Here is a 14813-nt window from a genome sequence, read left to right on the forward strand (position 1 = left end):
ATCTAAAGTCATCTGATCGCCTCCTTATTTTTGTTGTATTTTTATTGTATGAAATCTTACAATTTCATATTCAAGTGAAAAATATGTGAACGTTAACAAAATTGTAAAGTGCAATAATTACAATCATTTTGTATAATAGAAGAAACCACCGTTATATAAAAAATAATGAGTGAAAGGGGAGGGAACATAAATGCCAAATTGGTTTAGAAAAACCTTAGTCGCACTAATTACCGTGTTTACATTTGGTTTAGTGACGCCTCCTTCCATATTACTTGATAATGCCAAAGCTGCGGACAAGCCTACGAGCACAGCTGGGCAACAAAGTTTGGAGAGCACGTCCTACACATATGAAGAAGCGAATGACAGGTTAACCACCGATACTTTTATTACTTATGCAATGCAAGAAGCAGAGAAGCAGTCGATGCAAAAGTTTGGTACTAAAATTGGTCCAGTAATTGAAGATGAGTTTAAAGATGTAATATTACCGAAAATTGAAGAGGCAATTGCTGAGCTTGCTAGTGATGTACCAGAAGATTCACTACAATCATTAGCGATTTCTCAAAAACCAGCTGGTGGGAATAATGAAAAGATTTTTCATGTCTACGATACGAAATCAGGAAATGATTTATTGCGTTTCCATGTAAGAAGAGATCATCCACCGCAAGATGGTTATTATTTTAATTTCCATTACCACCGTTTTGATGATGGATACTCTGGACATCATGAGTTAGGAAATATTTATTGGAATACGAATGTACCGCCGAAATGGCTTTCTTAAAAAGAACAAGAGAAAATCTTGTTCTTTTTTATTTTTATAGAAGGGACAGACAACTATGTTGTTGAATAACATAGGTTTAGAAAAAAGAAGCAAAGGGAGTATGGGAATGCAAAAATATATTGTTTTTGACTTTGATGGCACATTAGTAGACTCACAAAATATATTTGTACCGATTTATAATCAACTTGCTGAAAAACATGGGTATAAAGCAGTAAAGGAAGACGAAATTGAATATTTACGTAAATTAACGATGCCAGAGAGATGTAAACAACTTAATGTACCACTGTATAAATTACCGATATTAGCGTTGGAATTTTATAAATTATATCAGCCGGCTATAAAAAATCTCGTTTTGTTCCATGGGATGAAAGAAGTATTAGATGAACTACATAAAAAAGGCTACGGAATTGCAGTCATATCATCGAACTCAGAAGAGCATATTCGGGCGTTTTTACAAAAGAATGATATAGAAAATATACAAGAAGTGTATTGTTCTAAAAATTTGTTCGGTAAAGATAAAATGATAAAAAGATTTTTGAAATCAAAAAAAATAACAGAGAAAGATATGTTATATGTCGGTGATGAACAGCGAGACGTAGCAGCGTGTAAAAAGGCTGGAGTGAACGTAATTTGGGTATCTTGGGGATATGATGTTATTGAAACAGTGAAAAAAGATGCACCAGATTACATGGTTCATAAGCCGATGGAAATTGTGCAAGTAGTACAAGGAGCGTATTCTTAATATGAATACACTGCGAGCAGGCATTCATCATATTGAATTTTGGGTAGCAAATTTAGAGGAGTCCATTTCTTTTTATAATAAGTTGTTTTCCATAATTGGGTGGAGAAAGTTAAATGAAATAGCATATAGCACAGGAGAAAGTGAAATATACTTTAAAGAAGTAGATGAGGAAATTGTAAGGACGTTAGGGCCTAGACATATTTGTTATCAAGCTATTCATAGAGAAGTAGTTGATGAAGTAGCAGATTTTCTTTCTAGTACGAAAGTGAAGGTAATACGTGGTCCAATTGAAATGAATCATTATTCGGAAGGTTACTATACGATTGATTTTTACGATCCGAATGGATTTATTGTAGAAGTTGCCTATACACCAAATGCAGAAATGTAAGGGGAATAGATATGAAGATAATTACAGCACGGCAAAGCAATATACAAATAGTAAAAGATGCAGCGAATATTGAAGAAATTTCTAAAGGTTTCTCTCCAGATAAGAAATATGTAATTACGAATGCAAATAATGAAAAATATTTATTTCGGACAGGCGATATAAAAGAGTATGAAAGAAAGAAAATAGAGTTTCAAATTTTAAATGAAATGGTAAAACGTAACGTACAGGCACAAAGGCCAATTGAAATAGGTATATTGGAAGAAGAAGGTGTATGCTATAGTATTTTTTCATATTTAGAAGGGGAAGATGCGAAGAAGCTATTGCCTACGTATTCACCAAAAGAACAATATGATATTGGTATAGAGGCAGGAAAAGATTTAGCAAAAATGCATACATTTGAAGCTCCTAAGGATATACTTCCATGGTATGAAAGAGCTATGAAAAAACATAGTAAATATGTAGAGGTATACAAAACATGCGGAATAAAAATAAAAAATGATGATAAAATCATAAAGTTTATAGAAGAAAATGAAATATATTTAAAGAGCTGCCCGAATCGATTTCAACACGATGATTTTCATTTAGAAAATATAATTGTACGGGATGGAAAATATGTAGGTGTTGTTGATTTTAATGGCTATGACTGGGGCGACCCAATTCATGATTTCGTAAAAATTGCACTGTTTGCAAGGGATATTAGTATTCCGTATTCAATCGGACAAATAGAAGGATACTTTAATAGGAAAATACCAGAGGAGTTCTGGAAATTATACACGGTGTACGTTGGCATGACAGTTTTCTCCTCAGTTGTCTGGACATTACGAGCAGCGCCGCATATGTTAGATGATATGTTAGAGCGTCTTACTATAGTTTTAGAGGATCATAATAACTTTGAGTTATCGAAGCCAATTTGGTTTCAACCAGATAAGATTGATATGAAATAGAAAAGGTAGGTGTGATTCGCACCTACCTTTATTTTTTAACATCAAGATACTTATTTAATTTTCTTAAATGTAAGCGGCTGAGTACTTAATGTAGCTGGTACATGTAACTGAAGGGATGGGAATTCACCACTTACATTCATTTCATAAGCGAATAATAAGCTCATTTTCATTTGGAATAAGTCAACTTTTGTGGAGAAGATGTCGTAATGATGATGCCCTAATTGAATATCCATTTCCATAAATTGTACATATAACGAATCATCTCGTTTGTATACTTGTAATGTTCCGTATGCAGGATGTTCAAAAGTACCAGTATAATCCTCTAACTTGTGCGAAGGTGTAGTCCCTTTAATTTGTTCAGGGAGGGATTCAGTTGCTTCTTTCATCATTTCCTTCATTTTTTTAGTATCTTCTACAGCACGTTTATGCCAATCAATGGATTCTAATTCAAGTAGTTCGTCATAAATTTGATTAGCGAGATAAGTAGGAAGTAATGTTCCTCCAGCATTCGTTAAAATAACAAGGCCTATGTTTTCTGTTGGTATGAATGAAACAAGCGCTGAAAATCCATCGATATTACCGCCATGATGAATCACTTTTTTACCACGATAAGCGCTAATAAACCAACCAAGACCGTAACTATTTAATGGAGATTCAGGGAGTGATAAAACCGGTTGGTCTGGAATTGAATTGTGTGGTGTATACATTTGTTGTAATAATTCAGAGGAGATTAATTCATGATCTCCAAATTTTCCTTCATTTAAGTGGAGAAGTACCCAATTTGCCATATCTTCAATTGTGGAATTAATACACCCAGCAGCGCCAACTGTATCGATGTTACGGAATGGAACTGCTTTTATTTCACCGTCATTTTCAATGTAAGGTAAAGCGTAATCATCTGTAGTTTGTGAATCGTTAACAGAGAAGTTTGTATGTCTCATATTTAAAGGTTCTAAAATATGTTCTGTAGTGTATTGCTCCCACGTTTGATTTGTAATGTTTTCAACAATGTAGCTAATTGTTGCATACATTAAGTTGTTATATAGAAATGCAGTCCGGAACGGTGCATCAAGTGGTAAATGTTTTATTTTTTCAACGAGATCTTTTCGAGATAAGGAAGAACTGTACCAAAGAGCCTCATGACGACTCACTCCAGTTCGATGAGAAGCTAAATCCCGTCCTGTAACTTGTGAGCTAGCAAGTAGTTCAGATAAAGTAAAGTTAGGTATATAAGACGGGACAGGAGCATCCCAATTAAACTTTTTTTGCTGTGCTAACAAGCTTAATGAAAGTGTACCAAACGCTTTCGTTGAGGAACCGATTGCGAATCGAGTATTCGGTGTAACAGCCTCTTTTGTTTCCATATTACGATAGCCGAAACCTTCTGAAAGAATAACTTCACCGTCTTTTATAACAGCGACAGCAACACCAGGAACATTTAAATCCTTCATCATTTTTTCAACCGTGGTTTGTAAAGAAGTCATAACAGGTGTTTCAATTTTAGACATATTTCTAACCTCCAAATATAAATTTTGATCTACCGCACTATACTTTCGGTAATAGAAAATGAAAACCTTTTAAAATATGGAAAGTTAATAATTTTGTAAGAATTAGCGCAAGAAATTTTATTAATTAAGATTATTAAATTTACCATTTTTCATGTTATGATAAATTCCATATACGATTGAAAGAAGGTTTTCCTACATATGAAACATGCTGAAAATGAATACTTAAATTTATGCCGCCATGTAATGGAACATGGTACGAAGAAAGAAGATCGTACAGGGACAGGAACTGTATCTGTATTTGGATATCAAATGCGTTTTGATTTGAGCAAAGGATTTCCTTTATTAACGACAAAAAGAGTACCATTTCGCCTTGTAGCAAGTGAACTACTTTGGTTTATGAAAGGTGATACAAATATTCGCTATTTATTGCAGCATAATAATAACATTTGGAATGAATGGGCGTTTAAGAGCTGGGTAGAAAGTGATGAGTATACTGGTCCTGACATGACTGATTTTGGTCTTCGCTCACAACAAGATGAAGAATTTAAAGTACAGTACGATGAGCAAATGGAATTGTTTAAAAAGAACGTTTTAGAAGATGATGAGTTCTCAAATAAATATGGTTATTTAGGAGACGTTTACGGTAAACAATGGCGTGCTTGGAAAACGACAGCTGGTGAGACACTTGATCAATTAAAAGATGTAATTGAAATGATTAAAAAAACACCAGACTCACGTCGTTTAATCGTTTCTGCTTGGAATCCTGAAGACGTACCGAGTATGGCATTACCGCCTTGTCATACATTATTCCAATTTTATGTAGCGGACGGAAAACTTTCTTGTCAGCTATATCAAAGAAGTGGTGACATATTCCTTGGAATTCCATTTAACATCGCAAGTTATTCACTACTAACACATTTAATTGCACATGAATGTGGTCTTGAAGTAGGAGAATTTGTTCATACAATTGGAGATGCACACATTTATACAAATCATTTTGAACAAGTAGAAAAGCAATTGGCACGTGAACCACGTCCATTCCCGAAACTTACATTAAATCCAGATGTGAAATCTGTGTTTGATTTTGAAATGGAAGATTTAACGATTGAAGGATACGATCCGCATCCAGCAATTAAAGCACCGGTTGCAGTATAATTGTAGAGGAGATGAAAAAATGATTGTTTCATTTATGGTCGCGATGGACGAAAATAGAGTAATTGGTAAAGATAATAATTTACCTTGGCGTTTACCGAGTGAATTACAATACGTGAAGAAAACAACGATGGGCCACCCGCTTATTATGGGAAGAAAGAACTATGAAGCGATTGGTAGACCACTGCCTGGAAGACGTAATATTATTGTAACTCGTAATGAAGGGTATCATGTTGAAGGGTGTGAAGTTGTTCATTCTGTAGAAGAAGTATTTGAACTATGTAAAAATGAAGAAGAGATTTTTATTTTTGGCGGAGCGCAAATTTACGATCTCTTTTTACCTTATGTAGACAAGTTATATATAACAAAAATCCATTATGCATTTGAAGGAGATACATTCTTCCCAGAAATGGATATGACAAATTGGAAAGAGATTTTTGTAGAAAAAGGTTTAACGGATGAAAAAAACCCGTATACGTATTATTACCATGTATATGAGAAGCAACAATAATAAAAAAGATTGATGTGAGAATTCACATCAATCTTTTTATTTATATTCACCAATATAAGTTTATAGATGAGATTCGATAGTGCTATAATGATAGGTAGCATGTAAAAATGCTAAAATTTTCAAAAGTACTAATATAGAAAGAGGAGGAGAATCGATTGAGAAAGATATGGGGGATTCTTTTTCTTTGCTTAACATTCATGTTAGTTGGATGTGGTAAAGAAGAAAAACCACAAGAAGCGTTTGATACATATGTAAAAGCGTGGAATAAACAAAAATTTGCAGATATGTATGATCAACTATCAAAAAATGCAAAAAAAGATATTTCAAAGAAAGAGTTTACTGAGAAATATGAAAAAATTTATTCTGGTATCGAAGTGAAAGACTTAAAGGTAGAAACAGGGGAAGTAAAAGAAGATAAAAAAGATGAAGGTCCTGTTCCTTTTAAAGTAAGCATGGATACAGTTGGTGGTAAAATCACATTTGGTCATGAAGCAAAAATGGTAAAAGAAAAAGATGGAGATAAAGAATCTTGGAAAATAGATTGGACTCCTGATTTTATTTTCCCTGGCATGACGAAAGATAGTAAAGTGCGTATGCAGACAACACAGCCAAAACGTGGTGAAATATACGATCGTAATGGAAAAGGTCTTGCAACGAATGGGAAAGCTTCTGAAATCGGATTGATTCCTGAAAAGTTAGGCGATACTGCTCCGCAAACGAAAGAAACAGTAGCGAAGTTATTAAATACGTCTGTAGAAGAAATTGATCAAAAATTAGCTGCTAAATGGGTAAAACCAGGGTATCTCGTACCAATTGGAATTTTGCCTGAAGGGGCAACACAAAATACGTACATTGATTTACCAGGTGTTTCAACAAAACCTGTAAATGTTCGTACATATCCGCTAGGGGAAGCGGCAGCTCATCTGACTGGTTATATTGGAAAGGTAAATGCTGAAGATTTAAAAACGCTACAAAAGAAAGGCTATCAAGCTGATGACCCAGTTGGTAAAGCTGGCTTAGAGCAAGTATTAGAGGAAAAGCTACGCGGTAAGAAAGGTGGCCGTGTCTTTGTAGAAGATGCGCAAGGAAAAGAAATTAAAAATTTAGCAAAAACAGATGCTGTTGATGGAGAAAATGTAACTTTAACTATTGATAGTGTTGTTCAAGAAAAAACGTATAATGAAATGAAGGGCGAAGCTGGTTCAAGTGCAGCAATTAATCCGAAAAGTGGAGAAACAATTGCACTAGTAAGTAGTCCAGCATATGATCCTAATATAATTGCACGAGGGACATCGAAGGCACAACGCGAAGCTTGGAATAATGATCCGAAAAAACCAATGACAAATCGTTTTACACAATTGTCGGTACCAGGTTCTGTATTTAAACCTATTACAGCTGCAATTGGTCTTGAAACGAAAACGATTGATCCAAAAGAAGAGTTGAAAATTGAAGGATTAAAATGGACAAAAGATTCTTCTTGGGGTAATTACTATGTAACGCGTGTGAAAGATGCAAATCCGATTGATTTTGATAAGGCGATGAAATACTCGGATAATATTTACTTCGCACAAGAAGCTTTAAAAATCGGAAAAGACAAGTTTATGAGTGAAGCGAAAAAATTCGGATTCGATGAGAAACTACCAATTGAATATGGATTCCCTGCTTCTAAAATTGCAAATGACGGCATTAAAAATGATATTCAAATGGCAGATACGGGATATGGACAAGGACAAGTATTAATGACTCCTCTTCATTTAGCTTTAACGTATGCGCCGATTGTAAATGATGGAACTATTCCGTCACCGTATATTATTAAAACAGATAAACAACCAAAAGCTTGGAAAGAAAATGTAATTTCTAAAGGAAATCAGGATATATTAAAAACTGCAATGACGAAAGTAATTAATGATCCAGATGGTACAGGGAAAATTGCTAAAATTGATGGTATGACTCTTGCTGGAAAAACAGGTACAGCGGAATTAAAAGTATCAAAAGAGGCCGAAGGAAAAGAACTAGGTTGGTTCGCTGCATTTGATTTAAATTCACCAGATATGGTCATTACAATGATGATTGAAGATGTAAAAGGTAGAGGCGGGAGTAATATTCCAGCTGAAAAAGTAAAACATGTATTTCAAAAATAATATGTAATAGAAGGCTATCTCTATAAGTTGTAGAGGTAGCCTTTTTATACGAAAGAATTCTTAATATCTGTATACTAAATTTTAAGGAAACAAAGTAAATCATTAACTTACGAAAAAAAAGTAGCTATTTTTTATTGACATTGATTAAAACTTTTTGTATTATACTTACATAAGGTAAGTTATTAACTTTTAAAAAACAAATCTTGAATTAAAGATAAAGAGAAAAAAGGGAGAGAATACAATGACAAAAGTACTATTTATCACAGCAAATCCAAATTCAGCAGAAGGTTCTTTCGGAATGGCAGTAGGGGAGGCTTTCATCGAAGCTTATAAAAACGAACATCCACAAGACGAAGTTGTAACAATTGATTTATTCAACACTACAGTACCAGCAATTGATGCAGATGTATTTGCTGCTTGGGGTAAATTTGCAGCAGGTGAAGGCTTTGAAGCTTTAACTGAAGTTCAACAACAAAAAGTAGCAGCAATGAACACAAACTTAGAAACATTTATGAATGCAGATCGTTATGTATTCGTAACTCCAATGTGGAACTTTAGCTATCCACCAGTAGTAAAAGCATACTTAGATAACGTAGCAATCGCAGGTAAAACATTCAAATATACTGAAAATGGTCCAGTCGGCTTATTAGAAGGTAAAAAAGCACTTCACATTCAGGCAACAGGTGGCGTATATTCTGAAGGAGCATACGCAGCTGTAGACTTCGGTCGCAATCACTTAAAGACTGTATTAGGATTTGTCGGTGTAAATGATACTGAATATATCGCAGTTGAAGGTATGAATGCAAACCCTGAAAAAGCACAAGAAATTAAAGAAGCAGCAATTGCTAATGCTCGTGAATTAGCAAAACGTTTCTAATATAGAATGCTTAAAAAGTCCAAACACTTGCTGTTTGGACTTTTTTTCTTCTTTTTCCTTCGTTTGTCTAGTATAATGAAGGTCGGAATGATAATAGGTGGGGGTTCTGTATGATTCAAACGTTTTTTAAAATCTTTTATTTAATTTTAATCGTAATTGCGATTACACCGAGAATGTGGCGTCTTAAAAGACAAGTAAATACGATGGCGCCAAAAGAAAAAGATAATGCTGTGTATAAAACGACAAATTGGTTTGGTAAGAAAATGGTACGTGTAGCTGGAGGGGCAGTAGAAGTGAAAGGACTTGAAAATGTTCCGAAAGACAAGCCAGTACTAGTTGTAAGTAATCACCAAAGTAATATGGATATCCCTGTTTTACTAGGTTACTTAAATAAACCAATTGGATTCGTTTCAAAAGCAGAGATTAAAAAGTTCCCAGTTGTACCAACTTGGATGGAACTTATGAATTGTGTATTTATGGATCGTAGCGATCGTCGTCAATCTCTTCAAGCGATTAAAGATGGAATTGAACTATTAAAAAATGGACATTCTATCGTAATTTTCCCTGAAGGAACGAGAAGTAAGGGTGGCGAAGTTGGAGAGTTTAAGGCTGGTAGTTTTCATCTGGCAGTAAAGTCAGGTGTAGCAATTTTACCTGTAACGTTAGATGGTACATATAAGATGTTTGAAGCGAATGGAAATCGTATGAAGCCAGCTCATGCAACAGTAACAATTTCTAAGCCGATTACACCTGAAGATTATGCGAATATGGATATTAAAGAATTAACGAAGCATACACAGGAAGTTATCGCATCACAATTACATAAGTAATAAAAAAGGATTCAGCTTATAGTAAGCTGAATCCTTTTTTATTATGCTGTAGGTAAGACATAAAAGAGTACACAGAAGAACATCATCGCACTACCACCTAAAACGAACAGGTGCCATATGGCATGGTTGAAAGGTAGCTTTTCCCAAAGGAAGAATATAGCTCCGACAGAATATAAAATTCCACCTGCTAAAAGTAGTGAAAAACCATGTCCAGTTAGATTTTCATAAAGTGGTTTAATGGCAACGATTATGAGCCAACCCATAATGATGTAACATAAAGTTGAAGCCTTTATAAAGCGACGTACAAAGAAAATTTTGAAGACGATACCTCCGATTGCTAGTGTCCATATTATAGCAAGCAACGTCCATCCTAATGGGCCACGAAGTGTAATAAGTAGAAAAGGAGTATACGTGCCAGCAATCAATAAGTAAATGGCTGAATGATCTAAAATAGTAAATATTTTTTCTACTTTAGGATGATGAATGCTATGTAGCAATGTTGAAAACAAGTACAGTAAGAACATGCTTACACCATAAACAGTAAATGCAACTACAGCTGATGCGGTACCGTGCTTAGAAGCATGAATAATCAATATGATTAAGGCAGGGATGCTTAAAATGGCACCGATACCATGTGTAATTGCATTTGCAATTTCTTCTTTTACAAATTGGGTCATTCGTGTCATTTTTTCAGTCATAATGCAAATCCTTTCTACTATCATAAAATAATATGTCATTTCCCTTACCATATCATACACAAGAGCAATAGAAAATGAAATTTGTATAATTGATTATATTTTTGAATTTTTTTGACAAAAGACAATGGATTTGTTGACGTTTTCAAACTTTTTTGACAAAATAAAATTATGTAATAGTAGGACAAGGAAACTACTAATAAAGGGGATGGGGAAATGTTTTCAAATATTGGCTTTCCAGGGTTAATTTTAATTTTAGTAGCAGTACTCATTTTATTTGGACCTAAAAAATTGCCGGAAATCGGGAAGGCTTTAGGGGAAACGTTAAAAGAGTTTAAAAAATCAACGAAAGAATTGACAGATGACGCATTTCAAGAAAAGGAAAAGAAAGAAAAAATGTAGTGTATTTTCCTTGTAATGGATAAATAAAGTGTGGTGAACGAGATGGAAGATCGGGAAATGAGCGTAGTAGAACATATTGTTGAGCTTCGAAAAAGAGTAATATATACGGTGTTATCCTTTGTACTATTTTTAATTATTGGATTTACTTTTACAAAGGATATTTATTTTTGGCTTGTAAAAGATTTACCAATGAAATTAACTGTTCTCGGTCCAAGTGATGTATTGTGGATTTTTTTCTCGATTGCTACAGTATTTGCTATCGTTTGTACAATTCCTTTTGCTGCTATACAAATTTGGTTATTTGTAAAACCGGGTTTACATCCAAATGAACAAAAGATGACAATAATGTATATACCGGTATTGTCTATATTATTTCTCGCAGGTTTATGTTTTGGATATTTCATTGTAATGCCGTTTCTATTTCACTTTTTAACTACGATAGGTAATGAAATGTTTAATACGATGTTTACGACAGAAAAGTATTTTCATTTTGTACTTAATTTAACAGTTCCATTTGCTGTGATTTTTGAATTGCCAGTCGTTGTAATGTTTTTAACTAGCATTGGAATACTTACGGCGGAATTTTTAATAAAAATAAGAAGGTATGCTTACGTAGCATTAATTATCATTGCATCTTGTATATCACCGCCAGACTTTTTATCTCATAGTTTAGTTGCAGTGCCGCTTATTTGTATTTATGAAGTAAGTATTGCGTTATCAAAGGTTGTTAGTAAGAGGAAAAAGAAAAGAGAAGAAATGCAGTCGAAAAGTGCCTCGTTATAAAGGCACTTTTTTATTTATTTGTTATACTATAGCTATAAACGTATACAATATATAGAAGAAAAAAATTATAGAATCTCCAAAATTTAGACAAACTTTGCGCTTTTATAAGCTTATACTAAATGTATTAAACAATTGATGGATAATGAGATTCCCGTCTCAGAGATATTTAGGACGGGAAGGTGAATTAGGTGGAGATGAATAGAGTATAAATCTTCTAGCCATAAGGACTACAGAAATCATATAAGTCTGATTTTACTCCACTTTAAACAACGTGTTACAGCGCAAAGTAGAGGAAGTTCAAAAATCCAATGAAAAAGAGGATTGATATTGTGATTACGAAAAGTTTTTATTTCACTCATTCAACAGGGGATTGCATTAAAATATTCGAAATCCCTGTCCTACAGGCACAGCATCCATTATCGTTTCTAATTCAGTCTCGTCTTCAATTATTTATTGCAAAAATTCAAAGACAAAAACACCCAAGATTTTCGTATTCTTTCCGTGAATATTTACAAAATTGTTTGAAGTGGAATGATTATTTAAATGTATATAAAACAAATACCCTTGAAAAAAATGCATGATACGAAGTACGGACAGGGTTAGTAAACTCTGTCTTTTTCATTTTAGATATGAAAATATAATTAATTTGATGAAATTTCGTTCCAAATTGTTGAAAGCAATGGGAATACTAGTATAATAACAAGGAGAGCGTATTGGAAAGGGAAGAAGTATAGTATGCAAAAAATTAAAATTGTAACAGATTCAACGGCAGATTTATCACAAGACGTAATCGAAAAGTATGACATTCATGTTTTACCATTATCAATCTCTGTAAATGGACAAACATATTTAGATCGCGTTGATTTACAACCTGACGAATTTATTGAAGAAATGATTAAATCAGAGGAATTACCAAAAACATCACAACCAGCTATGGGTACATTTGTAGAAATGTATGACAAGCTAGGGGAAGATGGAAGCGAAGTCCTTTCTATCCATATGACAAGTGGAATGAGCGGTACTGTAGCAACTGCAAATAGCGCTGCATCAATGACTGATACAAAAGTAACAGTTGTTGATTCTCAATTTATTACACATGCTTTAGCATATCAAGTAATTGAAGCTGCAAAAATGGCAAATGACGGACGCTCACTAGAAGAAATTTTAAAACGTGTAGATGAAGTAAGAAAGAATACTCGTTTATATGTAGTAGTGGATACATTAGAAAACTTAGTGAAGGGTGGACGTATCGGTAAAGGAAAAGCGTTTATCGGTTCGCTACTTAATATAAAGCCAATTGCTAGTCTTGAAGACGGTGTTTATAATCCTGTAACGAAAGTTCGTAGCCAAGGCCAAATTGTAAAAACATTAGCTAAGTTATTTGAGCAAGATACGGCTGGAAAAGTCGTAAAAGCTGTTGCAATTCCGCATGCGAAAGCAATTCCTTTAGCTGAAAGTATGAAAGCGGCGGTTGAAAAAGTGAGTGGATTTGCTCAATCAGAAATTTTCTATACAACGCCTATTATTAGTACTCATACAGGTCCGGGCGCAATCGGATTTATGTATTTAGCAGAGTAATAAAAAAGCTACTTGAAAATATATTTCAAGTAGCTTTTTTATGTAAATAGAAAGTAAGAAATAAGAAGAGCTACACAGGCACTACCGCTAATGATATAGCGAGTCTGTAAATATTCATTCATAGAAAACACCCTTTATCCTGCTATTTGCGGACAGTAAAACTCTCTACCTCAAATTTAGCTGGAGCAAAGAGGTTAGGTAGCGGGCTGCCCGTAAAAGCTTGATCGGTGAAGGCAAATAATCAGTGGGGATGAAGAAATCCCACTAATTAAAGTTTCACTATAGGATTTTCTATATTATATGTTGGATATAGAAAATCAGTCATTACGTTACACATGTAAAGTTTCAATTTTTTCGTTTATTTGCTTATCATTTGTTGCGTTACTATAAATAAAAGTTTGACCTAAAAAGAGTACATGCAGTTGTTCCCACGGTAACATGCGCAAATTCCAATTATTTCGAAGTCTAGTTATTGCTTCACGAGGTGCTTCATCGGCGAGTGCAAAAGCTCCGTAATGCATTGGTATAAAATGTGTAGCGTTTAAATCTAAATAAGCTTGCACGGCCTCTTCAGGTGAAACATGAGATACTTTCATAAACCATTCTGGTTCATAAGCGCCAATGGGCATAAGAGCAATATCAATTAAAAAGCGTTCACCAATTTCTTTGAAACCTTGGAAATAGCCACTGTCGCCACAAAAATATATGGTTTCCATAGTCGTTTCATTATCAATAATCCATCCACCCCAGTGAGACGTATTCATATCAAATAAGAATCTTCTCGTCCAGTGCTGAGCAGGTACGAAGTGAAAAGAAACTTCGTTAATTATCGTACTTTCCCACCATTTATACTCTTCTACATGTTTAAATTTCTTACGAGTAAATAATTTTTTTAATCCAATAGGTACAAGATATAGAACATCATCATTCAACTGACGAAGAGTTGAAAAATCTAAATGATCATAATGACCATGTGAAATAAGGACAATATCAATTTTAGGTAGTGCTTCTATAGAGAGTCCAGGTTCTGTAAGTCTTGGAACTAGCTTTAATTTATTAGCCCATACTGGATCTGTTAATATATTAAGTCCATTCGTTTGGATAAGAAAAGTGGAATGCCCAATCCATGTGATAGTCGTTTTTTCAACATTACTTTGTAAAAATGCACTTTGTTTAACGGGTGATTGTTCTACTAAGAAAGAAAAATCTTTTTTGTTTTGCTTTCGTTCTTTACGCCAGCGTAAAAAAGAGCGAATTGATTTTTTTGTACTAACATTATCCATATTTTCATAGCGCTTTGCCATGAACATCACCTCATTTAAAATCGTTGTATTTGTATTGTACCGAAATGTTGTTAAGGAATACAGTGTAAAACATGGATTAATGTTTAAGGAATTGTTAAAAAATAGGGAGAGGTATTTACAAAAGTAACAATAAAATTAGTTTTATCACTTTTATTTAGAGAAATAATAGTAAAAAAATAT

Annotated in this window: 16 protein-coding genes; 13 read left to right on the forward strand and 3 right to left on the reverse strand. The window is 33.9% G+C overall.

Annotation, left to right across the window (positions count from 1 at the left end):
- Positions 1-190 precede the first annotated feature (190 nt).
- The 4 genes from ACS2CR_RS04855 to ACS2CR_RS04870 all read left to right on the forward strand — a co-directional run bounded on the left by ACS2CR_RS04855 (position 191) and on the right by ACS2CR_RS04870 (position 2852).
- Positions 191-778 (forward strand): YpjP family protein, encoded by a 588-nt coding sequence (locus tag ACS2CR_RS04855; protein ID WP_001134420.1) that lies wholly within the window; start codon positions 191-193, stop codon positions 776-778.
- 106 nt (positions 779-884) lie between these two features.
- Positions 885-1520 (forward strand): HAD family hydrolase, encoded by a 636-nt coding sequence (locus tag ACS2CR_RS04860; protein ID WP_153602414.1) that lies wholly within the window; start codon positions 885-887, stop codon positions 1518-1520.
- Between the two features lies 1 nt (position 1521).
- Positions 1522-1908 carry a VOC family protein gene (locus ACS2CR_RS04865; protein ID WP_001094662.1) on the forward strand — a complete coding sequence of 129 codons (387 nt, stop codon included), beginning with the start codon at positions 1522-1524 and terminating at the stop codon, positions 1906-1908.
- 11 nt (positions 1909-1919) lie between these two features.
- Positions 1920-2852 carry an aminoglycoside phosphotransferase family protein gene (locus tag ACS2CR_RS04870; RefSeq protein ID WP_153602415.1) on the forward strand — a complete coding sequence of 311 codons (933 nt, stop codon included), beginning with the start codon at positions 1920-1922 and terminating at the stop codon, positions 2850-2852.
- A gap of 50 nt (positions 2853-2902) precedes the next feature.
- Here ACS2CR_RS04870 and ACS2CR_RS04875 read toward each other — a convergent pair whose 3' ends face one another.
- Positions 2903-4360, reverse strand: coding sequence for a serine hydrolase (locus ACS2CR_RS04875; protein ID WP_000034354.1), 1458 nt, complete (start codon positions 4358-4360; stop codon positions 2903-2905).
- 198 nt (positions 4361-4558) lie between these two features.
- Here ACS2CR_RS04875 and ACS2CR_RS04880 point away from each other — a divergent pair, with 198 nt between their 5' ends.
- The 5 genes from ACS2CR_RS04880 (at position 4559) to ACS2CR_RS04900 (ending at position 9871) form a co-directional block, all read left to right on the forward strand.
- On the forward strand, positions 4559-5515 hold the full coding sequence (locus tag ACS2CR_RS04880; RefSeq protein ID WP_000679609.1) for a thymidylate synthase: 957 nt from the start codon (positions 4559-4561) through the stop codon (positions 5513-5515).
- A gap of 19 nt (positions 5516-5534) precedes the next feature.
- Complete coding sequence (locus tag ACS2CR_RS04885; protein WP_000637207.1) at positions 5535-6023, forward strand: dihydrofolate reductase; 489 nt, start codon at positions 5535-5537, stop codon at positions 6021-6023.
- Positions 6024-6178: 155 nt separating this feature from the next.
- Positions 6179-8164, forward strand: coding sequence for a penicillin-binding protein 3 (gene pbpC / locus ACS2CR_RS04890; RefSeq protein ID WP_001227250.1), 1986 nt, complete (start codon positions 6179-6181; stop codon positions 8162-8164).
- A gap of 241 nt (positions 8165-8405) precedes the next feature.
- The gene (locus ACS2CR_RS04895) at positions 8406-9041 is read left to right on the forward strand and encodes an FMN-dependent NADH-azoreductase (RefSeq protein ID WP_000170025.1); all 636 of its coding nucleotides are present in this window, start codon (positions 8406-8408) and stop codon (positions 9039-9041) included.
- Between the two features lie 110 nt (positions 9042-9151).
- A complete protein-coding gene (locus ACS2CR_RS04900) occupies positions 9152-9871 on the forward strand; it encodes a lysophospholipid acyltransferase family protein (protein WP_000616577.1) in 720 nt (239 codons plus the stop codon).
- 41 nt (positions 9872-9912) lie between these two features.
- Here the strand turns inward: ACS2CR_RS04900 and trhA are convergent, their stop codons facing one another.
- The gene (gene trhA / locus ACS2CR_RS04905) at positions 9913-10569 is read right to left on the reverse strand and encodes a PAQR family membrane homeostasis protein TrhA (protein WP_000136889.1); all 657 of its coding nucleotides are present in this window, start codon (positions 10567-10569) and stop codon (positions 9913-9915) included.
- Between the two features lie 213 nt (positions 10570-10782).
- On the opposite strand from trhA, the gene ACS2CR_RS04910 reads away from it, so the two are divergent.
- The 4 genes from ACS2CR_RS04910 to ACS2CR_RS04925 all read left to right on the forward strand — a co-directional run bounded on the left by ACS2CR_RS04910 (position 10783) and on the right by ACS2CR_RS04925 (position 13329).
- The gene (locus ACS2CR_RS04910) at positions 10783-10968 is read left to right on the forward strand and encodes a twin-arginine translocase TatA/TatE family subunit (RefSeq protein WP_000492443.1); all 186 of its coding nucleotides are present in this window, start codon (positions 10783-10785) and stop codon (positions 10966-10968) included.
- Between the two features lie 42 nt (positions 10969-11010).
- A complete protein-coding gene (tatC, locus tag ACS2CR_RS04915; RefSeq protein ID WP_000390120.1) occupies positions 11011-11751 on the forward strand; it encodes a twin-arginine translocase subunit TatC in 741 nt (246 codons plus the stop codon).
- A gap of 329 nt (positions 11752-12080) precedes the next feature.
- The gene (locus tag ACS2CR_RS04920; RefSeq protein WP_000629013.1) at positions 12081-12332 is read left to right on the forward strand and encodes a DUF2535 family protein; all 252 of its coding nucleotides are present in this window, start codon (positions 12081-12083) and stop codon (positions 12330-12332) included.
- Between the two features lie 154 nt (positions 12333-12486).
- Complete coding sequence (locus tag ACS2CR_RS04925; protein ID WP_001169470.1) at positions 12487-13329, forward strand: DegV family protein; 843 nt, start codon at positions 12487-12489, stop codon at positions 13327-13329.
- Between the two features lie 329 nt (positions 13330-13658).
- Here ACS2CR_RS04925 and ACS2CR_RS04930 read toward each other — a convergent pair whose 3' ends face one another.
- Positions 13659-14633, reverse strand: a complete 975-nt coding sequence (locus tag ACS2CR_RS04930; protein ID WP_001129627.1) for an MBL fold metallo-hydrolase — start codon at positions 14631-14633, stop codon at positions 13659-13661.
- Positions 14634-14813: the final 180 nt, after the last annotated feature.

This window comes from Bacillus cereus group sp. BceL291, from assembly GCF_051776705.1.
Classification (GTDB): Bacteria; Bacillota; Bacilli; order Bacillales; family Bacillaceae_G; genus Bacillus_A; species Bacillus_A cereus.